The following is a 21585-nucleotide window of genomic DNA, read 5'->3' on the forward strand; positions in this document are numbered from 1 at the left end:
AATTGGAACGTTTTTTTTAATAAAGTATTGTATTTAACGCACTCCGTGCATCAGTTTTTTAAGAATAGGATTTAATACGATTGCAATCACCCCAGCTCCTATTGGAATTAGTGTAAAAATTAAGAAGAAGGTTCCCATAGAGTACTGTTCAGATATCTTATCGATCATTCCTCCCATGGTTCCTGCTGCTTTTTGTCCAACAGCAATGGCTAAATACCAAACTCCAAACATGAATCCAATCATTCGTGGTGGCACAAGCTTACTTAAATACGACAGTCCTACGGGTGAGATACATAATTCTCCCATAGTGTGTAATAAATACGCTAATATTAAGAAAATCATACTTACCGAAGCCGTTTTAGCCCCTGATGGAATTTCACCTGCTCCGTAGGATAGTATTGCGAAACCAAGTCCTAAAAGTATCAATCCGATACCGTATTTCATAGCTGCGCTTGGATTGTACTTACTTTCCCACCATCTTGAGAATAATGGCGCTAGTGTAATAATAAAGAAAGAGTTTAGAATTCCGAACCAAGTTGCTTCAATTTCTGTCCCTGCTTCTGAAAACTTATTAGACAATCTATAGATTACAAGAAACCATAATCCTGCAAAAGCAATGGCCAAAATGATATTTGAAAGTCCGATACGAGAGAAAGTCTTTTTGGTAAGTAAGATGATTACCCAAGTAATGATAATTAGAGGTACTGTCGTTAAAATGGCATCAACCACTTTAAAAATCATTGCAGAATCTCCTACTAACGTACGGTCTGTATAATCTCTGGCAAAAATGGTCATCGATCCTAATGACTGTTCAAAGAAAGAGAAAAAGAAAACCGTAAAGAGACCAAAGATGGAAACTGCTATAATTCGGTCTCTTACTACAGGAAGATATCGTACTATTCTGGTAACTAACAATATTAAAAACAATACTAAAGCTGTTAAAACAACAACGTTGGTTCCACTTAAACCACCAACCGTAAAAGGCACTAAATTGATACCTCCAATTTTTTCTAACGGATCGTTAAACAAGTATAACAAACCACCTACAGACGATAAGATTATCAAGAATTTATCGAACATTGTAAAAGGGTTCAATTTCTCGTCATCTAATGGTATTTCTTGTTCTGCTGGATTCGGTTCATTTATATTTTGAGGCAATTCAACTTCATGTAATTTGGTAGGCTTTCCTCCTACTGCACCAAAAAGGTCTTTGGCTAATAAAAATTGAAGCATTCCAAGAAGCATAAAAATTCCTGCCAGTCCAAATCCGTAGGACCATCCAAGTGTTTCAGCTAAATATCCGCAAAGCATCATTCCAAAAAAGGCTCCTGCATTTACTCCCATATAAAAAATGGTGTAGGCGCCGTCTTTTTTCGACTCTTTGCCTTTATACATTTCAGAAATAATAGAGGTAATATTCGGTTTAAAAAAACCTGTACCTACAATCAACAATGCCAATCCTAAGTAAAACGAAGACGTTGTTTCAAGTGCCATTGCTGCATGCCCTAAGGTCATAACAATACAACCTACTACCACTGCCATTCTATAGCCTGAAATTTTATCGGCAAACCATCCCCCGATAATAGGTGTTAGATACAGCAAAGAAGCATACGTACCAATAAGTGCTAGTGCATGCTCACGTGGCCATTCCCAACCAGCATTATCACTTAACAGGGGTGCTGTTAAAAATAATACCAATAAAATACGCATTCCATAAAAGGAAAAACGCTCCCACATTTCAGTAAAAAACAACACAAACAAAGCTGCTGGATGCCCTAATACTTTGTCTTTAAATAAATTTTCAATATCCGTATTCATAGAATTGGTTTTAAGGAATGTATAAAAACAGAAAAGCCCTATACATCTATGTATAAGGCTTTCTTATATTTTTTTTTAATTTTTTGCTACTTCGTATCCTTCAGCTTCGTCTTCCATTACACGCTCATTATCCTCTGCACCGTGTGTAAGCTTCTCTAGTTTCTTACGGAAAATCATTACTAACAATCCGAAAATAACACAGAAAACAGCAATTCCTGTAAAGATTGTATATTCTCCAAGTGATGCTGAAGCTTCTCCTAACAATCCTGCTAATTTGTTTCCTAATCCTGTCATCGCAAAATAAACTCCCATCATTAAAGAAGCATATTTTAGCGGCGCTAATTTTGTGATGTACGATAATGCTACAGGCGACAAACATAATTCTCCAACGGTGTGAAATAAATATGCTAATACCAACCAGTACATTGCTGAAGACCCTTCTGCCTCATATTGTCCTGCCGCAGCAGTCATGAAGAAAAACCCTGTACCCATGATAATAAGTCCTACAATCATTTTAAATAGAGATGTAGACACTTTTCCTCTTAGTTTACGCATTGCCCAGAATCCTGCTACTGCTGTTCCTAAAAAGATGATAAACATTGCGTTTAAAGATTGGAACCAAGACGCAGGAACTTCCCACCCCATTAACAATCTATTTGTTTTTTCTTTCGCGTAAATATTCATCAATCCACCTGCTTGCTCAAAAGCACCCCAGAATACGATTACCAATAAGAACGAAATAAATAATACAATTACTCTATCTTTTTCAATTTTAGTCAATGGTTTTTTCATTAACTCTTTATCCGCTTCACTTTCCGAAGAAGACAAAGAATTACCAACATGCTTTAAATGCTTTTGTCCAGCCAAGTACTGAATTAACCCTAAAGCCATTCCAATTCCTGCCAATCCGAAACCATAGTGCCATCCGTGAACTTCACCAACATATCCAACGATTAAACTAGATAAAAAGGCTCCAACATTAATTCCGATATAAAAGATTGTAAATCCTTTATCTCTTCTAATGTCTCCTTGCTTGTATAGTCCACCAACCATCGTAGAAATGTTTGGCTTCAACAAACCAACTCCTGCGATAATTAATCCAAGACCTGTGTAAAAAGCCCACATTTGCTCAATAGCTAAAATACTATGTCCAGCTACGAGTAGGATCCCACCGTATAAAACAGCTTTTTTCTGACCTAAAAATTTGTCAGCAATCCAACCCCCAGGAATAGATGCTACGTACACCAACATTGTGTACCACCCGTAAAGCGCTAACGCTTCTCCATTTGTCCATCCAAGTCCAACATTATCACCTGTTGTTGCTGCTACTAAATACAATACTAAAATAGCGCGCATTCCGTAATATGAAAAACGCTCCCACATCTCTGTGAAAAATAAAACGTAAAGTCCTACGGGATGTCCAAATAACTCTTTTTGTTTTGGTTGTACTGCTGTTGACATATATTTTTATATTAATTAATACTTTCTTGTTAGTTTTTAATCTCGATGCGATTCGCTTTTGGCTCGCCTAAAGTTTCATTGATAAACTTAGTCATTTTTTTGTACAAATGTAAACGTGTGTTTCCACCGTAAATTCCGTGATTTTTATCAGGATACACTGCCCAATCAAAATCCTTATCAGCTTGCACCAATGCTTCAACTAAGCGCATTGTATTTTGGTAATGCACATTATCATCTGCACTTCCATGAACCAATAAAAAGTCTCCTTTAAGATTGTTTACATGCGAAATTGGTGAGTTCTCATCATAGCCAGACGCATTCTCTTGTGGCGTTTGCATGTAACGCTCTGTATAAATAGAATCGTAAAATCTCCAACTTGTAACTGGTGCTACTGCAATAGCCATTGCAAATGTATCTGGTGCTTGAAACAAACAGTTAGACGACATAAAGCCACCATAACTCCAACCCCAAATTCCAATACGAGAAGCATCAATATAAGGCAACGCTCCTAATTGTTTTGCGACTGCAATTTGATCTTCCACTTCGTATTTCCCTAACTCTTTCTGAGTCATTTTTTTGAAGTCTCTTCCTTTCAATCCTGTTCCTCTTCCATCCACACAAACCACAATATAGCCCTCTTGTGCTAGCATTTGGTACCAGTAGTCATTTGTACCATTCCAACGATTGGCTACCTGCTGCGAACCTGGACCAGAATACTGATACATAAATAATGGGTATTCCTTATTTGGATCAAAATTTAACGGCTTAATCGTGTACATATTCAACTCGTTTCCATTTACAGAAATCGTTGAAAACTCCTTAGGAGACATTTTAAATCCACTCAACTTCTCGCTTAACCCAGCGTTATCTACAATAGAACGCAGTTGCTTTCCGCTTAATGACTCATGTAGTGTATACGTATATGGTGTTGTTGCATTACTGAAGGTATTGATGTAGTAGGAATAATTGGCACTAAAAGACCCGCTATTAGTTCCTGTTTGTTGTGACAAACGAACCTTATTTTTTCCTGAAGGTAAAATAGAATACACATCTCTATTGATACTTCCATTTTCTGAACTTTGATAGTAAACACGTCCTGTATTCTGATCAAAACCATAGTAACTGGTTACTTCCCATGGACCATCAGTCACTTGGCTCAGTAACTTCCCATTTTTATCGTAGAAATAAATATGATTCCATCCACTTTTTTCACTAGTCCAAATAAAGCTGTTGTCGTTTAGGAAAGTAAGATTATCCGTAACATCCACATACGCGTTGTCTTTCTCTTGTAATACTAACTTCGTTTTATTTGAACTTGCATCTACAAATACCAAATCCAACGTGTTTTGATGACGATTGGTTACCTGCGCACTTAAAACATTCGCATCTTCCGTCCATTTAATTCTTGGAATGTAATAACTGTTATAATCTGAAAGATCAACATTAGAAGTTTTCCCAGAATTTAAATCGTACACATGCAACGATACTTTTGCGTTCGCTTCACCTGCCTTTGGGTATTTAAAAACCTGTTGTGTTGGATAGAGTTGATTTCCGTAGATATCCATTGAAAATTCTGGCACTTCTGTTTCGTCAAAACGAATAAAGGCAATTTTCGAACTATTTTTATTCCAGTCGAAAGCACGCACAAAAGCAAATTCTTCTTCGTACACCCAGTCGGTAATACCATTAATAATACTATTCTTTTTACCGTCTTGAGTAATTTGTTGTGTTTTTCCTGTTTCAAGATTTTTCACAAACAGATTGTTGTTAAATCCGTAAGCAATTTTCTTACCATCCTTACTAAAGGTAGGTTCTTGGATTTTTTCTTCGGAAACTAACGTTGCTTTTTTAGACGCTATATCATATACATAATACGTACCTAAGGTTGAATGTCTGTACACAGGCTGAAGCGCAGTTGCTAATAACAATTGCGTTTCGTCCTCATTAAACTCGTACGACAGTATTCCAGAAACGTTTGAAATCTGATCGGTATCTACAAGCGTTTTTACTTTAGCGCCACTTTTATAATCGTACACATCGACTGTTGCCGCTCTTGTACTGCGATTAACGTTTAAAACAGAATATTCCTTCCCGTTCTTTAAAGAGCGTAGCACATCTAAGCCTTGAGTCCGAAAAGAACCACTCCAAATATCTTCTAATGTAATGTCTTGTTGTTGTGCTGATAGGGTAGTGAATGCAGTTAAAAACAGCACAAAAATTCGTGTAAGAAATTGTTTATTCAATGTGTTAAATTTTTGTTATGCCAAGTTTACTAAATTTTCAGGAAAATCGGTTCTTTTTTATGTTAAATACCGTCAATTTGTTTCCAACTTCGCACTAAAATGGTTGCTTAGAAATACTATCTTTGTAATTTACAATGATATACTATATGGCAGTTCCTATTTCTGGATTTTCAAAAAAAACAAAGCAACAAAAAATTGATTGGCTAACAAGCACTTACTTAGCAAACGACCCCACCGCTAGTCTTACTTTACAAAAATATTGGAACAGCGACGCGCAATTGCAAAAGCTGCACGACGATTTTATTGAAAACACCATTAGCAACTACTACCTCCCTTTAGGTGTGGCTCCAAATTTTTTAATAAACGGCGAATTACTAACCATTCCAATGGTTATTGAAGAAAGTTCGGTGGTTGCTGCCGCAAGTAATGCTGCTAAATTCTGGCTAGAAAGAGGTGGTTTTAAAGCGGAAGTTATCAGCACTCAGAAAAACGGTCAAGTGCATTTTAATTTCTTCGGAAAGGAAGGTGACATCACTTCATTTTTTACTGAAATTAAACCTACACTGATTGAAAGTCTAGCTACACTTCAAAAAAGCATGCAAAAAAGAGGTGGCGGATTGTTAGACATCACACTTATAAATTCTTCAGAAGCATTAGAAGGTTACTACCAACTTCACTGCACTTTTGAAACTTTAGATGCTATGGGCGCTAATTTTATCAATAGCTGCTTAGAACAACTCGCCAAAACTTTTGAAGCCGAAGCGCACAAATACACCCCATTTATTACCGCAAACCAATTTCCAGAAATCGCATTGAGTATTCTTTCCAATTACGTTCCTGAATGCTTGGTTAGAGCGCACGTAAGTTGTCCTGTAGCAGACCTTGCCACAAACAATATTGACGGCGCAACTTTTGCCAAAAAATTTGTTCGTGCAGTAAACATCGCCAAAACAGAACCTAGACGTGCTGTAACCCATAACAAAGGGATTATGAATGGTGTCGATGCTGTTATTTTGGCAACCGGAAATGACTTTAGAGCTGTAGAAGCCGGTGTACACGCCTATGCCGCAAAAGAGGGGCGTTACACAAGCTTAACCGACGCACGTATTGAAAACGACATATTTACCTTTTCTATTGAGCTTCCGTTAGCATTGGGAACCGTTGGCGGACTTACCACATTGCATCCTTTGGTTAAGTTTGCTTTTTCATTGTTACAGAAACCAAACGCCCAGCAACTCATGAAAATTGTCGCAGTTGCCGGATTGGCTCAAAATTTCGCTGCCTTAAGATCTTTAGTGACTACTGGAATTCAGAAAGGACACATGAAAATGCATTTAATGAATATATTAAATCAGTTGGAAGCTACAACTTCAGAAAAAGAAAAAGCCGTCATCTATTTTACTACTAATCCAATCTCACACAGCAGCGTTGTGAGTTTTATTGACACCCTTAGAGCGTAGTTTGAAAAAGACTTTTTACAGCAACGGAAAATTACTAATCACCGGCGAATACCTCGTCTTAGATGGCGCCACTGCATTGGCGATACCTTCTCACTACGGACAATCATTAACTGTGATTCCTTCGGAAAGTAACGTGTTGTCATGGAAAAGTATCGATTACAAAGGAAATACATGGTTTGAAGGAAACTTCTCGTTGAAAAAGGGGTTTCTGAATGTAATTCCAACTTTGGAAGCTGAGAGTTCAATTCACATTAAAACTGCTGAAACTTTGCTGAAAATCCTTCAGCAAGCAAAAAAAATGAATCCGTCCTTCTTAGAAAATGAAACGGGATGGAATATTACAACACACTTAGATTTTCCGAGAGATTGGGGATTAGGAACTTCCTCCACCCTTATCAATAACATTGCACAATGGGCCAATGTGGATGCCTACAAATTACTCGACACAAGTTTTGGCGGTAGTGGTTACGATATTGCCGCAGCACAACACAAACAACCATTACTTTACACAAAACATCCAGAAGGACCTAGCATAGTAACTTGCACATTGGCTTGGGATTTTACAGCTTCTTTATTTTTTGTTCATCTTAACCAAAAACAAGACAGCAAGGAAGGTATTGCTCGGTACAAAAAAGCGTCAGCAAATGCGAAACAGCTAGAAGAAATTAGCTTGATAAGCAACAACATAATCGCTTGTAAAACTCTTTCAGAATTTGAATCATTGCTTCAGCAGCATGAGGCTTCAATTTCAGAAATCATACAACTTCCAACTATTAAACAACGTCTTTTTAGTGACTACCCCAATATTATTAAAAGCTTGGGTGCTTGGGGTGGAGATTTTGTTTTGGCAACAGGAACAGCTTCAGATCAAGACTATTTCAGAAAAAAAGGATACACAACCATCATTCCTTTTTCTGAAATGATTGCATAAAAGCGCATTAGTTTCAGAAATAATCTCATAAAAAACCTCCTGCAATTTCTTACAGGAGGTTTTACTTTCAATTATATGTTAAATAAAACGACTAAAAGAAGTTTGCTCTATTATCTTCGATATCTGCAGCCGCTTTAAGTGCGTTGTACACTTTTGTAGTTACTGTTGGAGTTACTTTAGCGTTTAGCTGGTTAGCAAACGTTGCATAGCTCTCTAATTCTGGAGCTTTATTTACTGCTAATACACGCACTTTAAATACTCCTGTTTTCCCTGTAATTAAACCTGTAGTTTCTCCTGCTTTTACACCGAAAGCTGCTCCAACCACTGCTGGTTCTGATCCAGCTCCTGGAATTGTTGGCACAGCCATTGTAACTGCCGTAGCTGTTTCAACTCTTACACTTTGACTACTTGCAATTTCTTGTAATGTAGTACCTGTAATAGAAGCGCGAATTTTTTCAGCTTTTTTCTTGTTACGTAATATAGGAGTAACTGTTGAAGAAGCTTCTGCAACACTCATTAATCCTTTTGGTGATTTACGAGTTAGTTGTGCGATTACATATCCATTAGGAACTGTAAAACGTTTTACATCACCTACACTTGTATCATCATCAAAAGCCCAGTTTACAATTGTACGGTTGTTACCAACACCTGGAATTACAGCATCAAGCTCTCCCATTTTGTTTACTGGCTTTACTTCTAAGCTACTTTCTTTTGCTATAGCTGCAAAGTCTCCTTTTTGAGAAGCTACTTCAAATTTAGATGCACTTGAAAACACATCACTTAATGTTTTTTCTGAAGGCTCTATCTCTTTAGTAACTGTTGCTATTTTAATTGCTTTTTGAAGGTTTTTATGATCTTCTACTCCTACAATATGAAAACCGAATTCAGTTTCAACTACACCAATAGTTCCTGGTTTGTTACCAATTGTAAAGTCGTCGAAAGCTGGAACCATTCTTCCTGGAGGATTGTAACCTAAGTCACCACCTTTATCTTTATTAGATGCATCGTCTGAAAATGTAGCAGCCAATGATTCAAATTTACTTTTATCTCTTTTTACAACAGACAGAAGACTATCTGCTAATTTACTTGCAGCTTCTTTCGTTCTTTTAATTGCTGAAGAAGCTCTCAAAGATCCTTCGTATCTAATTAAAATATGTTTAGACTGAATAGAGTCTGGCAATTGCTTCGCTCCTACAACTCTAGTAATGTTAAATGTGTTTCCTAATTTATAAGGTCCGTAAACTCCACCAACACTTGTATTAAAAATAGAATCTGCAACTTCGCCAGGAAGTTCATTTTTAAAGAACCATCTGTCAACAAATTCTGTTTCAGAATTAGCGTTTACAAAGTTTGCATAATCTTCAACTTTAGCAAAACCTGGAATCGTATCATTGTACTCAAAACGATCGCTCAATAATGCACGAACACTTTCTTTAGCATCTTCTACATCTTCAGCTGAAGGCGCTTCAGAAAAAGAAACATATTGAATGTCTGCTTTCCGCTCTACTTCAAAGTTTGAAGCGTGCTCTTTTACATACGCTTTAATTTCAGCATCACTAACAGGAACATCATCATCCGAAATTTTTGAAAAAGGAATATGAACGTACTCCAAGTTCAATTTATCATTCTCAAAACGATATTCTGCTTCTCCTTCGCTTGACGTACTTCTTAATCCTCCTTTAATCATATTGAAGTATGAATTTTGAAGAACGCTTTGCGCTGTACTTTTTTCAAAATCTAACCATTGTTGGTATGCGGCAGGATTTGAATTTTTAATACTTGCAATATATTCTTGTAATTTCCCTTCGTCAAAAACACCAGCATCGTTTAAAAACGTTGGGTTTGTAGAAAGGTTGGTACGTAATGCATCTGCTATTTGTGCTTTCTCTGCAGAAAGACCTAGTTTTTCAAATTGCTCTTCTAATAGAATGTTACGTAACTCATTATCCCAAACACGATTTACTGCTTGCGCTGTAGTTCCGTTTGCCCCTAACGTACGTTGTACATTTTCTACTTGTTGCATGAAGCCTTCTCTCTCAATATCAACTCCATTTACTGTAGCTACAGTTGTTTGTGACTTTTCTGATGAAAAACCACCGTTACGAATTACATCTGCTAGAATAAATGAAAACAAAGCTAATGCGATAATGATAATAAGGAACACTCCTCTTTTTCTAATGCTATTTAAAATTGCCATTTGCTGTACATATTTATTTTACTTCCTGCTGTTTCCACAACTAAGAAGGGTTATGATTGGCCCTATATGATTCCTTATGTATTCTATAAGGCTGAAGTTTAGGGTAAATCTTCAGTATATTTAGTGGGCGAAAATAACATTTTCCCTCCATTAATAAAAAAGTTCGTTTGAATATTTTAAGGAAATCGTTAAAAACTAATTCTCAGGCTTGTTTTTAACTTCAACAAGTTCGATTTTAGTATTAGAAACTTCCAAAATATGAAACGTATAATCTTCAATTTCAACGGTTTCTCCTTGCTCCGGAATCTCTTCGGTAAAATTAACGATCATTCCGCCTAGTGTTTCGTAGTTTTCACTTTCGGTTAAATCTAATTTATAGGCTTCGTTTAGGTAATCAACTTCTAATCTCGCAGAAAATTTATAGTGTCCTTCGTTTACTTCTTCCTCGATAAGCGCAATACTATCGTGCTCATCTTCAATTTCCCCGAACAACTCTTCTATAATATCTTCCACAGTAATAATCCCAGAAGTACCTCCATATTCATCAATAACTACCGCCAAACTCTTACGCTTCTTACTTAGGATATTGAGAACGTCTTTTGCCAACATCGTTTCAGGAACAAAAATAACAGGCATTATTATTTTCTTAATAAGTGTTGGTTTTTTAAACAGCTCGAAAGAGTGAACATACCCAACAATATCGTCGATACTTTCTTTGTAAACTAGTATTTTAGAAAGTCCTGTTTCTATAAATATCTTACTTAAATCTTTAGGCGATGTTTCAATGTCGACCGCAACTACTTCCGTTCTAGGAATCATTGCTTCACGAGATTTCACTTCGGAAAAATCTAAGGCATTCTGAAATATTTGAATTTCTGTATCCACTTCTTCGTCAGTTTCAACAGTTTCCATTTGCTCTGAGATGTAATTCCCCAATTCAATTTTACTGAAGCTCAACTGCACCATATCACCTTCCGTTTTAAAGAAAACCTTCAACACTAAGTCTGAAATCCAAATTACAAATTCAGAAATTACGGAGAAAATGATGTAGAAAAAATAAGCAGGTATCGCAAATATTTTCAGTAAGTCATTTGCATAAATTTGAAAAAACACTTTTGGTAAAAACTCTGCAGTAAGTAAAATTACAATGGTCGAAATTACAGTTTGCACTAATAATCCAGAAAAGCCTGCAATATCGATATACTCCATGAGCAAATCGCCCATAAAAAAACCATAGACCACAAGTGCAATGTTATTACCCACTAACATAGTGGCAATAAATTTTGAAGGTCGCTTGGTAATTTTCCGAAGTATTCCGGCTAATAAATTATTTTGCTTTTTTTCAATTTCAATGTGGATCTTATTAGAAGAAACATATGCAATTTCCATTCCCGAGAAGAACGCGGAAAGGAGCAACATTGTTATAATAATAAGTATACTATAGTCCACGGAGGTTATTGTTTTTTATTCTGTTCCTCTATGTTTTTCCTAAATTTTCGTTTGAAGAAAAACATAAATACTGCTACTGCTGCGAAGAAAAGAAAAAGATACGCTCTATTTCTATCCAATTCCCAATTGGTTACAACTAAGTAGATAGAAAACGCAGCCATTGCAAGGTATGCATATTCAAAAAGTTGGTAAATACTATTTCTCATCCATTTTTGTTTTATCAATAATTTGAACGCCCTTGTTTTTTCTCGAGATGAAGTTAGTGAAATCTTCGCTAGAATCAAATCGAGCGCCATCATTATAAGATCCGTCTTTAAATTTTATTTGGTAAGGCTCATCTGTAAACACCCATTGCTCTTTCTGATTCCAATAGAGTTGCTCTGCTTTTAACACCAAACTATCGCTTGTTATGAGCACTACATTGTCTCGCAAATCAATTAAATTGGTATTTGCATACCGAATGGCATAGTTTGAAGTTACAATATTCTCTTTGTTTTTATCCCAAAAATGAACTTCAACACCATCAGGAAATTCTTGATACGGGAACTTAAGATTGCTATAATCCCAAAGACTTGGAGCTATTAAATTTGCAACTACTTTTCCAGAATCAGTATATTTCAGGTTAATATTTTTTCCTTCAGCAAAAGGAGCACCATCGCGAAGGCTCAATTTCTGTATGTCTTTATAATTTCCTTCACATGCAAAAAGCGTGACAACACAACATAGTGTTATCACGCTTTTAATCATATGTTTTATTTTGTGCATCTTATAAATTAGGAACTTTCACGCTACCGCCAACCCAACAGTTAAAGGTAATCGTTTTTCCTCCCATACCAGCATCAAAGATATCACTTTTTTGCGGAGCACGCTCTCTATAACTTGCAGCAGTTGCTCTTGCGTTACCCGCAATAGATCCGTCAACACGAGCAGCTTTATCAGCCATTTCTGCAGCTTTCCAGTAAATTGCTCTTTTTTCGAACACTGTATTTCCACAGCTATTTGCACTTGCAGCATACATGTTCGCGATTTTTAAATACGCTCTACCCATAGATGGTTGTTGCTCTACTGCTTTAAGATAGTAAGATCTAGCTTGACTATTTCTTCCTCTAGCTTTCATTTCGTCAGCAATACGGTAGTAAATTCTTGCACTCTTACGAGGATCATCTTGCATGTTCGCAGACTCTTCGAAATAAGAAATTGCTTTGTCTGAATTACCTTTTTCTTTTTCTAACTGACCTAAATACAATTTCGTATCTGCTGAAGGAGCCAATCTATCTAACTGCTCTACTAATTTTATAAATAAAGGATCGCTTGTACAGTCTTTTCCTGAAAGACGCCCAGCTGCTCTTTTAATCCAGTCGATATCGTTTTTCTTAGCTTCGAAATCTTTATTGTACAATGGGATTAAATTTGGACAATCTGCCAACTGACCTAATTTACCATCTACACTACCTTTTACTTTTCCGTAAGAACCAAGATTTGTTTCATAAGCTTTTAAACGTTTTGCTTCTTTACTTGAAAGTGTTTGACCCGCATCTTGCTTGTCTGAAAGCTTGTTGATTTTAATCGCAAGTTCACTTTCTTCTTTTTCTAACTTTTCAGTAATAATATCATATAAATCAAAAACATCTTGAAGATCTTTTTCACCTGAACTTTGTAAGTCTACAGCCAATGAGAAATATGTGTAGATACTTTTCGGACTTGTAAAGTTTTCAGCATCTTTTTTAAATGCTTCATCAAATGCATTAAACTGTTCCATTTTAGTACCGATACTATTGTCGTACTTTATTTGAGCAATATCAGACAATACATCTCCTGTTTTAGTTTTAGAACCGAAGTATTGCATTCTGTATTTGTATGCTTGTTCTAAATCGGCGATTTTACTTTTATCCCCTTTTTCAATGAAGTACTCAAACATTTTTACTGCATACTGATAAGTAGCCATACTATATGTAGGACATTCTGTAACTACTTTGTCGTAATTTTGAAGTGCAACTTCGTAGTTTTTAGCTTTTGCAGGTTCAATAAACAATGAACCTAACTCATAACATTTGTTATCCGCTTGCGCGAATGATTTTCCACTTATAGTTAATGCGCATAGCATTACCAGTAAAAATAATTTAGTTTTCATAATGGTAGTGTTTCCTTTTTTAGTCATAATATCTTTTTTCGAACCATTTGTCATTAAGTGACAAACTTAAAAATGTGTTGAAAAAGTTTTCTTGTATCAATCCAAAATCTGTTGTTCCTCGTTTTCCTAGTTCAAAACCTAGATTTATATTAGAGAATAGTTTTCCAGCTGGTAAACCAACTCCAAAAGATATGCCAAACTCATTAACATCTTGTCCAGCAATATTTATTCCCGTTTCTTCAAAACGAATTCCGGCTCTGTAAACAACTCTATTCCAGTAACTACCTAATGCATTATAGTTCGGGATAAAAAATCCTCCCGCTCTAAATTTAGATGCATTCACAAAGCTAACATTATCTAAAGAGGTATCAAAGTCTATATTTCTGTTTGTAAAATTACTTGTTTTTTGATTGGTATATTCCAATCCAACAAACCAATGTTTAGGAGCTCCTATTCCTGCTCCAAGCGTAAACTGAGATGGATACGTAAAGTCGGTGTCTGGATCATCAAATTCTAGTAATTCAGATTCAACTTGCAAACCAGAAGGCAGTACCATTACGGTAGATATTTCCCTACTATTTTCAGAAACGAAACTAGTACCTGGCGTAAATGTCATAGAAGTTGCTAATTCTAAATCATCAGTAACCATTGTTTTATACGTAGCTCCAAAATTAAAACTAAACCCTAAAAGATCAGATCTATTTAAAATTCTTGTTCCTAGTTCTAAATCATCCTCTTTAGTATAAACCGAATTTTCAACGTTTCCGAAGTTATAATTCGTTTCAACACCAAAACTTAATTTAGGAGTGATTTGATAGGCAATGGTAAGAAATGCTTTATTTAATCCGCCAGAACCAGAAGATTGCGTCAAACCAGTTTCTGTAATCGATTGCAATTTATACCCTACCGATGAATAAGGAATCAGCCCAAAGCTAGCTCCAAATTTTCCCATCGGGATTCCAACCGCTAAATAATCTAACGAAGTTGTAGATGTTTTTTGAGAATCTGTTTCACTTTTTTGAGTTCCATATTTATGGCTGGCTCCTACTGAGTAGTTTACCAATCGTAAATCTGCAACACTTGCTGGATTTTGTAAGTTAAGATGGATACTATCCGTGTAAACTCCTATTCCGCCCATAGCCCTATTCTCGGCTGTACCTTTAAATTTCTGTATCCCTATTCCGTAAAATGAATACGGAGAAGTAGTTCCTTCTTGAGCAAAAATAACCCCAGAAATTAATAGAAATATACCTATAATTATTCGCTTCAACATCAATCTTTATTATGTTCTAATATGTAATTTAAGCCCTCCAACAAGAAATTTGAGTTCGCAAAGATGTCACTTTTTAAGCTATCACGCAAAAAATGAGCATCCCCTCCTGTTAAAATTATTGTTAAATCGTTATAATCCCTTTTATACAAGGCCACAAAGCCTTCAATTTCATTTAAAACTCCGTAAACAACACCTGAATGTATAGAGGTTGCTGTAGAATTACCCACTACTTTTTTGGGCAAGTTGATATCCAACAGCGGTAATTTTGCAGTATAATTATGTAACGCCTCATAGCGCATTCCTATTCCTGGAGATATTGCGCCTCCTAAATAATCATTCGCATCGGTTAAAAAATCGTATGTAATACAACTCCCCGCATCAATTACTAACACATTTTTAGTAGGATATTGATATGCTGCAGCACTCATGAGTGCTATTCTATCAACTCCTAATGTTTTTGGCGTGGCATAAAGGTTTTTGAAAGGAACCGATGTTTCATGTGTTAACACAGAAACTGGATAACGTTCTTTCAATTTGTTAATTTGATGTTCTGTAAAATTTCCTACGGAAGAAACAATACATTTATTTATACTAGGATATGCCTCTGAAAGTTCTCCAAGTGTTACTAGGAAATCTTTTTTAATACATGTTTTTTTATACTGAAGCACATTTGCATTAAACACAGCAAGTTTTAACAGTGTATTACCTACATCGATTATTAAGTTCATTATCAGTTTTAAAGGGCTAAAAATACAACTTGAAACACTAGTTAATTGTTAATTCTCTATTAAAAAGAAAAAGATTATTTAAAATATTTTCAAATATATGTTTTGCATAACGCAAATTAAATTTATATTTGCACCCTCTTAGACTAATCACTTGATTTGTGTAAGTAACCAAAAGGTACCTTAGCTCAGTTGGTAGAGCAATGGACTGAAAATCCATGTGTCCCTGGTTCGATTCCTGGAGGTACCACATTAAAACCCTGTAAACGTTTGTTTTACAGGGTTTTTTGTTTTTAGAAATCTAATTTATTGTGGTGAATGTTATTTAAAAAAGCTGCTTTTCAAGTTTTAAAGCACCTGGAAAAAGAATATTATTTTCTAAATGAATATGTAAGTGCAGATCTTTTTCAAATGCATCAAGCATTGAGAAAGTTACTTTATAGGTATTACAAGCATCTGATGGCGGCATATAATTATTAGTCAGCCTAGCAATTGTACGAAAGATTTCTCCTGCATCATCATGTTCGTGTTCCATCATGGTAATTGGATTCTTTACAGTTCCAAAATGGGCGCGTTGCATGGGTATATTATCTTCATGACTTTTAACCATACGTTTAATTTCTGGAAATAAGACTTGTTCCTCTTTTTGCATATGTTGCAGCAACTCTTCAGAAACTTTTAAAAATTCTCTATTTATTTCGAATAGTTCTGGGTGATTTGCTCCGTGCACTTTACATAGCTTATCTAAAAATTTATGAATCACGGGTATTTTAGTTTGAACATATGTGTGATGTATTTTTTCTATATAAACTGCTAGTAAATCGAGAGGCCATGATTTGTAATCGATAGCCGCGTTATTTTCACTACCTAAAACACCACTAAGCTTCTCTAGTATTTCATCTATAGCTATTCCGTTTTTTTCACAAACAGCTGTAAGCGGTCTATTTCCTTTACAGCAAAAGTCAATGCCATATTCCGAAAACACAGCAGCAGTTCTAAAATCCTGAGCAACAAATTGCCCTACCTCTTGTTCTTTTATTTCCATCATAGTAGTAATTATTTAAAAGCATCCAACTTTAACGACGCATGCCCGTTTTCTAATTCAAATGCTAATTCTTCTAAAGTTGATCCGTCCAACATCTTTTTAAGATCTGCCCGAACACGCATAAATTTGGTATGCAAAGGACACGGATTGTGCTCGTCACATTTTGGCAAGCCTAATCCACAACCTTTGTATACAGAATCTCCATCGATAGCTCTCACAATATCAGTAAGGCTCGTTTTTCGCAACCCTTCATCAGAGATATAAAATCCTCCGTGGGGACCTTTTAATGAAAGTAAAATATGTTCCTTTACTAATTTTTGTAAGATTTTTGCTGTAAAGGCTACCGGTGATCCAATTTCTTCAGCAATAACAGAAGGACTTACTTTTTTCCCCCTTTTAGACTCCTTCGCTATAAATATTAATGCCCGAATACCGTACTCACAAGATTTTGAAAACATGTTTTTCTCTCTAAAATTTATACTACAAATATATAAAAGACAAAAATATCTTTTATATGATAAAAGTCATCTTTTCTAACAAATCTATCAAGTAATTTTGAATTGTTTAAAATGAGTATCAACACATAACACCTTCATACAATGACTAAAACGATCAAATTACTCTGCGTACTAACACTAGGACTTTTAATAAGCTGCGGAGGCAAAGAAGAAAAACAAAAAGAAAAAATCAAAATAGGACAAAAACCTAAAACTGAAATTAAAAAAGAAGAACCTGTTTCTACTGAAATTCCTGCGTCGAAGAGAATTACACTAGACAATAAAGGAGTAGGAAAAATTAAATCAATCACATTAGACCCTACCATCGACAATGCAATGGCAGAGAGAGGTGCAGCTCTTTTTAAAACAAACTGTACTGCTTGTCATAAAACAAACAAGCGCTTTATAGGCCCAAATCCAACTGGAATATTAGAACGTAGAAGTCCGGAATGGGTAATGAATATGATTTTAGACCCTAAACTAATGACTGAAGAAGACCAATGCGCAAAAGACTTACTAGTAGAGTTTAATGGAGCTGCAATGGCAAATCAGAATTTAACTGAAGTACAAGCACGTGAAATTCTAGAGTTTTTCCGAACCCTATAAAAGAACAGATATGAAAAAAACCATCCATTTATTTAAAGTTATTCCTTTTGTGGCATTTCTTACAATTCTATTTAGTTGTAAGAACGAAGTGAAACAGGAAACTACAGCGACTCAATCAACTACTGAAACAGCTCCAACGAGCAGACAGGGACAAGCATTCATAGAAGATGAAAGCGCTACACCTAATGTTTTACAAATAGCAATTGGCTCACCCGATCACACCACTTTGGTTGCTGCGGTTCAAGCTGCAGGATTAGAAAATGCATTGGTAAATGCAGGTCCATTAATGGTTTTCGCACCCACAAACGAAGCTTTCAACGCATTGCCTCCAGGAACTGTAGAAGAATTGCTAAAACCTGAAAACAAGCAAAAACTCGCAGCGATTCTTAAACATCACGTCACTGCAGGAAATTACACCAAAGACTTTTTGAAAAATTTCAAAAAAATAGGGCAAGCAGATGATACAAATGCCAGCGTGGTCGTAAAAGGAGAAGATGTCTATGTAGGCGGCGCAAAAATAGTGGCAAGTATAAAAGCAGGAAATGGTATTGTTCACGTAGTAGACAAAGTGATTTTACCAGAATCAAACTAATAACAACTAAACTTTAGAACCAATGAAAAAATATAAATTTCAATTACTATCACTCTTTAGCACTTTAATGCTACTAACAAGTTGTGGAAATAACAATGGCCAAAACAAATCGAACGGCGCTTTAAATTCGAATGCGGCAGAAAAAGTGTACGTTGCTCCAGGTGAACATGATGAGTTCTACGCATTCATGTCTGGAGGATACAGCGGAAACTTAACCGTATACGGTTTACCCTCTGGTAGAATGTTTAAAGAAATACCTGTATTCTCACAATTTCCGACATCTGGTTACGGATATTCCGAAGAAACAAAACCAATGCTTGAAACCTCTCACGGTTTTATCCCTTGGGACGATTCGCACCATCCAGATATTTCTCAAACAAACGGAGAGCTTGACGGACGTTGGATTTTCATTAACGGAAACAACACTCCGAGAATTGCGAGAATAAGTCTTACTTCTTTTGAAACAGAAGAAATTATTGAAGTCCCTAACAGTGCAGGGAATCACAGTTCTTCATTCGTTACCGACAATACGGAATACGTAGTGGCAGGTACTCGATTTTCTGTGCCAATTCCGCAACGTGATATGCCGATAAGTGAATACAAAGGAAACTTTAAAGGAGCCCTTTCATTTATAAGTGTTGACCCAGAGCATGGCCATATGGATATTAAATTCCAAATACTAATGCCTGGATTTAATTACGACTTATCTCACCCTGGAAGAGGAAAATCACACGGATGGTTCTTCTTTACAACCTATAACACGGAAGAAGCAAACTCATTACTAGAAGTAAATGCCTCACAAAATGATAAAGATTTTATTGCAGCTATCAACTGGAAAAAAATCGAAGACTATGTGAACAATGGCGGAGGTACAAAAATGCCTGCTAAATACGCACATAACTTATACGACGAGGCAACACATACTGCTACGAGCACCATTAAAAAAGAAGTGCTTACCGTAAATCCTCTTGACATACCTGGAGCTATTTACTTTCTTCCCACGCCAAAATCACCTCATGGTTGCGACGTAGATCCGTCAGGACAATACATTATTGGGAACGGAAAACTTTCCGCAGATTTAACAGTACACTCATTTGATAAAATGATTGCAGCTATTGAAAGCAAAAAATTTGATGGAGAAGCGTACGGAATTCCAATTTTAAAATTTGAAGATGTACTTGCTGGTACCGTTAAAAGTGGTGGATTAGGACCGCTTCACACAGAATTTGATGGTAAAGGAAATGCATACACTACCTTTTTTATCTCTTCGGAAGTGGTTAAATGGAAACTTGATACTTGGGAAGTTATTGACAGAAAACCAACCTACTATTCAGTTGGACATATTATGATTCCTGGAGGAAATTCAAGAAAACCTTTTGGAAAATATGCAATTGCAATGAACAAGATAACCAAAGATCGATACCTACCTGTAGGTCCAGAAATGGAGCACTCTGCTCAAATCTATGATATCTCTGGAGAGAAAATGGAACTTATCTACGATTTCCCTACACACGGAGAGCCGCACTATGCTGCTGGATGTCCTGCTGAGTTATTAGCCCCAAAAGCTAAAAAGATCTATCGTTTAGATGAAAACAAACATCCGTACGCTGTAAAAAGCCCAGATGAAGCTAAAGTAGTAAGAGATGGCAAAGAAGTACATATTTATATGTCAACCATTCGTAGTCACTTTACGCCAGATAATATTGAAGGTGTAAAAGTGGGTGACAAAGTGTATTTCCACATTACAAACCATGAGCAAGATTTTGATGTCCCTCACGGTTTTGCTATGATTGGTCAAAATAGTTCAGAATTATTAGTAATGCCAGGACAGACAAAAACTTCTGTTTGGGAACCTAAACAAGAAGGTGTTTGGCCTTTCTACTGTACAGATTTCTGTTCTGCATTACATCAAGAAATGCAAGGATACGTTAGAGTTTCTCCAGCAAATTCTAATGTTGAATTGAGTTGGTCTTTAGGTGACTAAAGGTGATTAGTGATTGTAAGCAGGCAGTTATTTACAACTGTCTGCTTATTTAATCTCATGCCTTGCACCTTTCTTTTAAAACAGCATCCCTTTAATACCACTTATTATCATGAAAAAAGCAAGTATTTTAATGATTCTTGGCGCCCTGCTCTTAACAGGACTTTTTAAATTTCCGCTATGGAATATTATGCTAGGTGCTCCACAATACCCTGAACCCTTAGGAATGAATATCTATATTGATGGTATTCAAGGAATGAATGAGTTTGATATTCAGAACATTGATGGACTCAATCATTATATCGGAATGAAAACCATACCAAAAGCTGAAGACATGTGGGAATTTACCGTTTTTCCTATTGTTATTGGAAGTATGGCAGCCTTAGGTGTTTTGATTGGCTTTTTAGGCTTTTTCGGAAAAGTAAGTTATCATTGGTTTTTAGGATGGCTCGTATTAATGACCATTTTAGGAGTCTTAGGAATGTACGATTTTAATGCTTGGATGATAGATTATGGGACCAACTTAAACCCAAATGCTATTATGAAATTACAAAATCCAGACGGCACACCTATGAGCTATAAACCACCTCTTTTAGGACATCAAAAATTATTAAATTTTGACGCATATTCATACCCGCGCTTGGGAGGATATCTTATGGGATTAGGAATGTTATTTACACTCATTGCCTTTTTAATAGGGAAAAAATCAAAAACAAAAGAATCATGAAGAGTCTAATTAAAAACATCCTTGGCATCGTTGTATTTTCAACAGTGCTTGCCTGTACAACAGGAACAAAACCCATTGATTATGGAAACGAAGGGTGTCATTTTTGTAAAATGACTATTGTTGACAAAATTCATGGAGCCCAACTTATTACTGACAAAGGAAAAGTATTCAAGTTTGATGCGACAGAGTGCTTGCTGAATTATAAAGCAGAAAATAAAGAATTAGGAGCAGTAAATGTTCATACAAATTACTATGAAGCACCCACAGCTTTCATTGCAGCTGAAGAAGCAACCTTCTTAATCAGCGAAAAACTACCTAGTCCGATGGGAGCAAATCTAACTGCATTTCAATCTAAAGAAACTGCTGAGAAAATTCAATCAGAACTTGGCGGTAAATTATATAATTGGGAAGCGTTAAAAGCGCACTTAGCCTCTAAAGAATAAGAGTTT

Annotated in this window: 19 protein-coding genes and 1 tRNA gene; 8 read left to right on the forward strand and 12 right to left on the reverse strand. The window is 36.0% G+C overall.

The genetic code is table 11. The features are described 5' to 3' along the window. Positions 1 to 33: 33 nt before the first annotated feature. The 3 genes from BLQ00_RS01655 to BLQ00_RS01665 all read right to left on the reverse strand — a co-directional run bounded on the left by BLQ00_RS01655 (position 34) and on the right by BLQ00_RS01665 (position 5522). Positions 34 to 1818 carry a peptide MFS transporter gene (locus BLQ00_RS01655; RefSeq protein ID WP_093139686.1) on the reverse strand — a complete coding sequence of 595 codons (1785 nt, stop codon included), beginning with the start codon at positions 1816 to 1818 and terminating at the stop codon, positions 34 to 36. A 75-nt stretch (positions 1819 to 1893) separates the two neighbouring features. Further along, on the reverse strand, positions 1894 to 3279 hold the full coding sequence (locus BLQ00_RS01660) for a peptide MFS transporter (protein ID WP_093139687.1): 1386 nt from the start codon (positions 3277 to 3279) through the stop codon (positions 1894 to 1896). 29 nt (positions 3280 to 3308) lie between these two features. Next, on the reverse strand, positions 3309 to 5522 hold the full coding sequence (locus BLQ00_RS01665; protein ID WP_093139689.1) for a S9 family peptidase: 2214 nt from the start codon (positions 5520 to 5522) through the stop codon (positions 3309 to 3311). A gap of 146 nt (positions 5523 to 5668) precedes the next feature. On the opposite strand from BLQ00_RS01665, the gene BLQ00_RS01670 reads away from it, so the two are divergent. Next, positions 5669 to 6982 (forward strand): hydroxymethylglutaryl-CoA reductase, degradative, encoded by a 1314-nt coding sequence (locus BLQ00_RS01670; protein ID WP_093139690.1) that lies wholly within the window; start codon positions 5669 to 5671, stop codon positions 6980 to 6982. 1 nt (position 6983) lies between these two features. Beyond that, the gene (locus BLQ00_RS01675; RefSeq protein WP_093139692.1) at positions 6984 to 7913 is read left to right on the forward strand and encodes a GYDIA family GHMP kinase; all 930 of its coding nucleotides are present in this window, start codon (positions 6984 to 6986) and stop codon (positions 7911 to 7913) included. A gap of 91 nt (positions 7914 to 8004) precedes the next feature. Here BLQ00_RS01675 and BLQ00_RS01680 read toward each other — a convergent pair whose 3' ends face one another. From BLQ00_RS01680 to BLQ00_RS01710, 7 genes are all read right to left on the reverse strand, one after another. After that, a complete protein-coding gene (locus tag BLQ00_RS01680) occupies positions 8005 to 10110 on the reverse strand; it encodes a peptidylprolyl isomerase (RefSeq protein ID WP_093139693.1) in 2106 nt (701 codons plus the stop codon). A 195-nt stretch (positions 10111 to 10305) separates the two neighbouring features. Then, complete coding sequence (locus BLQ00_RS01685) at positions 10306 to 11559, reverse strand: hemolysin family protein (protein ID WP_175445396.1); 1254 nt, start codon at positions 11557 to 11559, stop codon at positions 10306 to 10308. A gap of 5 nt (positions 11560 to 11564) precedes the next feature. Next, positions 11565 to 11765, reverse strand: a complete 201-nt coding sequence (locus BLQ00_RS01690) for a hypothetical protein (RefSeq protein ID WP_093139696.1) — start codon at positions 11763 to 11765, stop codon at positions 11565 to 11567. Next, positions 11755 to 12306 (reverse strand): LPS export ABC transporter periplasmic protein LptC, encoded by a 552-nt coding sequence (gene lptC, locus BLQ00_RS01695; RefSeq protein WP_229792584.1) that lies wholly within the window; start codon positions 12304 to 12306, stop codon positions 11755 to 11757. Before lptC ends, BLQ00_RS01690 begins: the two co-directional genes overlap by 11 nt. 19 nt (positions 12307 to 12325) lie before the next feature. Continuing rightward, positions 12326 to 13690 carry a tetratricopeptide repeat protein gene (locus tag BLQ00_RS01700; protein WP_229792583.1) on the reverse strand — a complete coding sequence of 455 codons (1365 nt, stop codon included), beginning with the start codon at positions 13688 to 13690 and terminating at the stop codon, positions 12326 to 12328. A gap of 19 nt (positions 13691 to 13709) precedes the next feature. Further along, entirely contained in the window at positions 13710 to 14963 is a 1254-nt protein-coding gene (bamG, locus tag BLQ00_RS01705) for a BamG family beta-barrel-assembly machinery protein (protein WP_093139699.1), read from the reverse strand. Beyond that, positions 14963 to 15691 carry a type III pantothenate kinase gene (locus BLQ00_RS01710; protein WP_093139701.1) on the reverse strand — a complete coding sequence of 243 codons (729 nt, stop codon included), beginning with the start codon at positions 15689 to 15691 and terminating at the stop codon, positions 14963 to 14965. Before BLQ00_RS01710 ends, bamG begins: the two co-directional genes overlap by 1 nt. 174 nt (positions 15692 to 15865) lie before the next feature. On the opposite strand from BLQ00_RS01710, the gene BLQ00_RS01715 reads away from it, so the two are divergent. Then, positions 15866 to 15938: transfer RNA gene (locus BLQ00_RS01715), tRNA-Phe, on the forward strand. Between the two features lie 75 nt (positions 15939 to 16013). On the opposite strand, the gene ric is transcribed toward BLQ00_RS01715, so the two are convergent. Together ric and BLQ00_RS01725 are read right to left on the reverse strand one after the other, a co-directional pair. Beyond that, positions 16014 to 16736: an iron-sulfur cluster repair di-iron protein gene (gene ric / locus BLQ00_RS01720; RefSeq protein WP_093139702.1), complete on the reverse strand. Its 723-nt coding sequence runs from the start codon at positions 16734 to 16736 to the stop codon at positions 16014 to 16016. A gap of 8 nt (positions 16737 to 16744) precedes the next feature. Further along, the gene (locus BLQ00_RS01725) at positions 16745 to 17191 is read right to left on the reverse strand and encodes an RrF2 family transcriptional regulator (protein WP_093139704.1); all 447 of its coding nucleotides are present in this window, start codon (positions 17189 to 17191) and stop codon (positions 16745 to 16747) included. Positions 17192 to 17332: 141 nt separating this feature from the next. Here BLQ00_RS01725 and BLQ00_RS01730 point away from each other — a divergent pair, with 141 nt between their 5' ends. From BLQ00_RS01730 to BLQ00_RS01750, 5 genes are all read left to right on the forward strand, one after another. Beyond that, complete coding sequence (locus BLQ00_RS01730) at positions 17333 to 17836, forward strand: c-type cytochrome (RefSeq protein ID WP_093139705.1); 504 nt, start codon at positions 17333 to 17335, stop codon at positions 17834 to 17836. A 10-nt stretch (positions 17837 to 17846) separates the two neighbouring features. Then, entirely contained in the window at positions 17847 to 18428 is a 582-nt protein-coding gene (locus tag BLQ00_RS01735) for a fasciclin domain-containing protein (protein ID WP_093139707.1), read from the forward strand. Positions 18429 to 18450: 22 nt separating this feature from the next. Next, a complete protein-coding gene (gene nosZ, locus BLQ00_RS01740; RefSeq protein ID WP_093139708.1) occupies positions 18451 to 20412 on the forward strand; it encodes a Sec-dependent nitrous-oxide reductase in 1962 nt (653 codons plus the stop codon). A gap of 109 nt (positions 20413 to 20521) precedes the next feature. Next, on the forward strand, positions 20522 to 21136 hold the full coding sequence (locus tag BLQ00_RS01745) for a hypothetical protein (RefSeq protein WP_093139709.1): 615 nt from the start codon (positions 20522 to 20524) through the stop codon (positions 21134 to 21136). Beyond that, entirely contained in the window at positions 21133 to 21579 is a 447-nt protein-coding gene (locus tag BLQ00_RS01750; RefSeq protein WP_093139711.1) for a nitrous oxide reductase accessory protein NosL, read from the forward strand. The genes BLQ00_RS01745 and BLQ00_RS01750 overlap by 4 nt, the downstream gene beginning before the upstream one ends. Positions 21580 to 21585: the final 6 nt, after the last annotated feature.

The organism is Ulvibacter litoralis, assembly GCF_900102055.1.
In the GTDB taxonomy this organism is placed as follows: Bacteria; Bacteroidota; Bacteroidia; order Flavobacteriales; family Flavobacteriaceae; genus Ulvibacter; species Ulvibacter litoralis.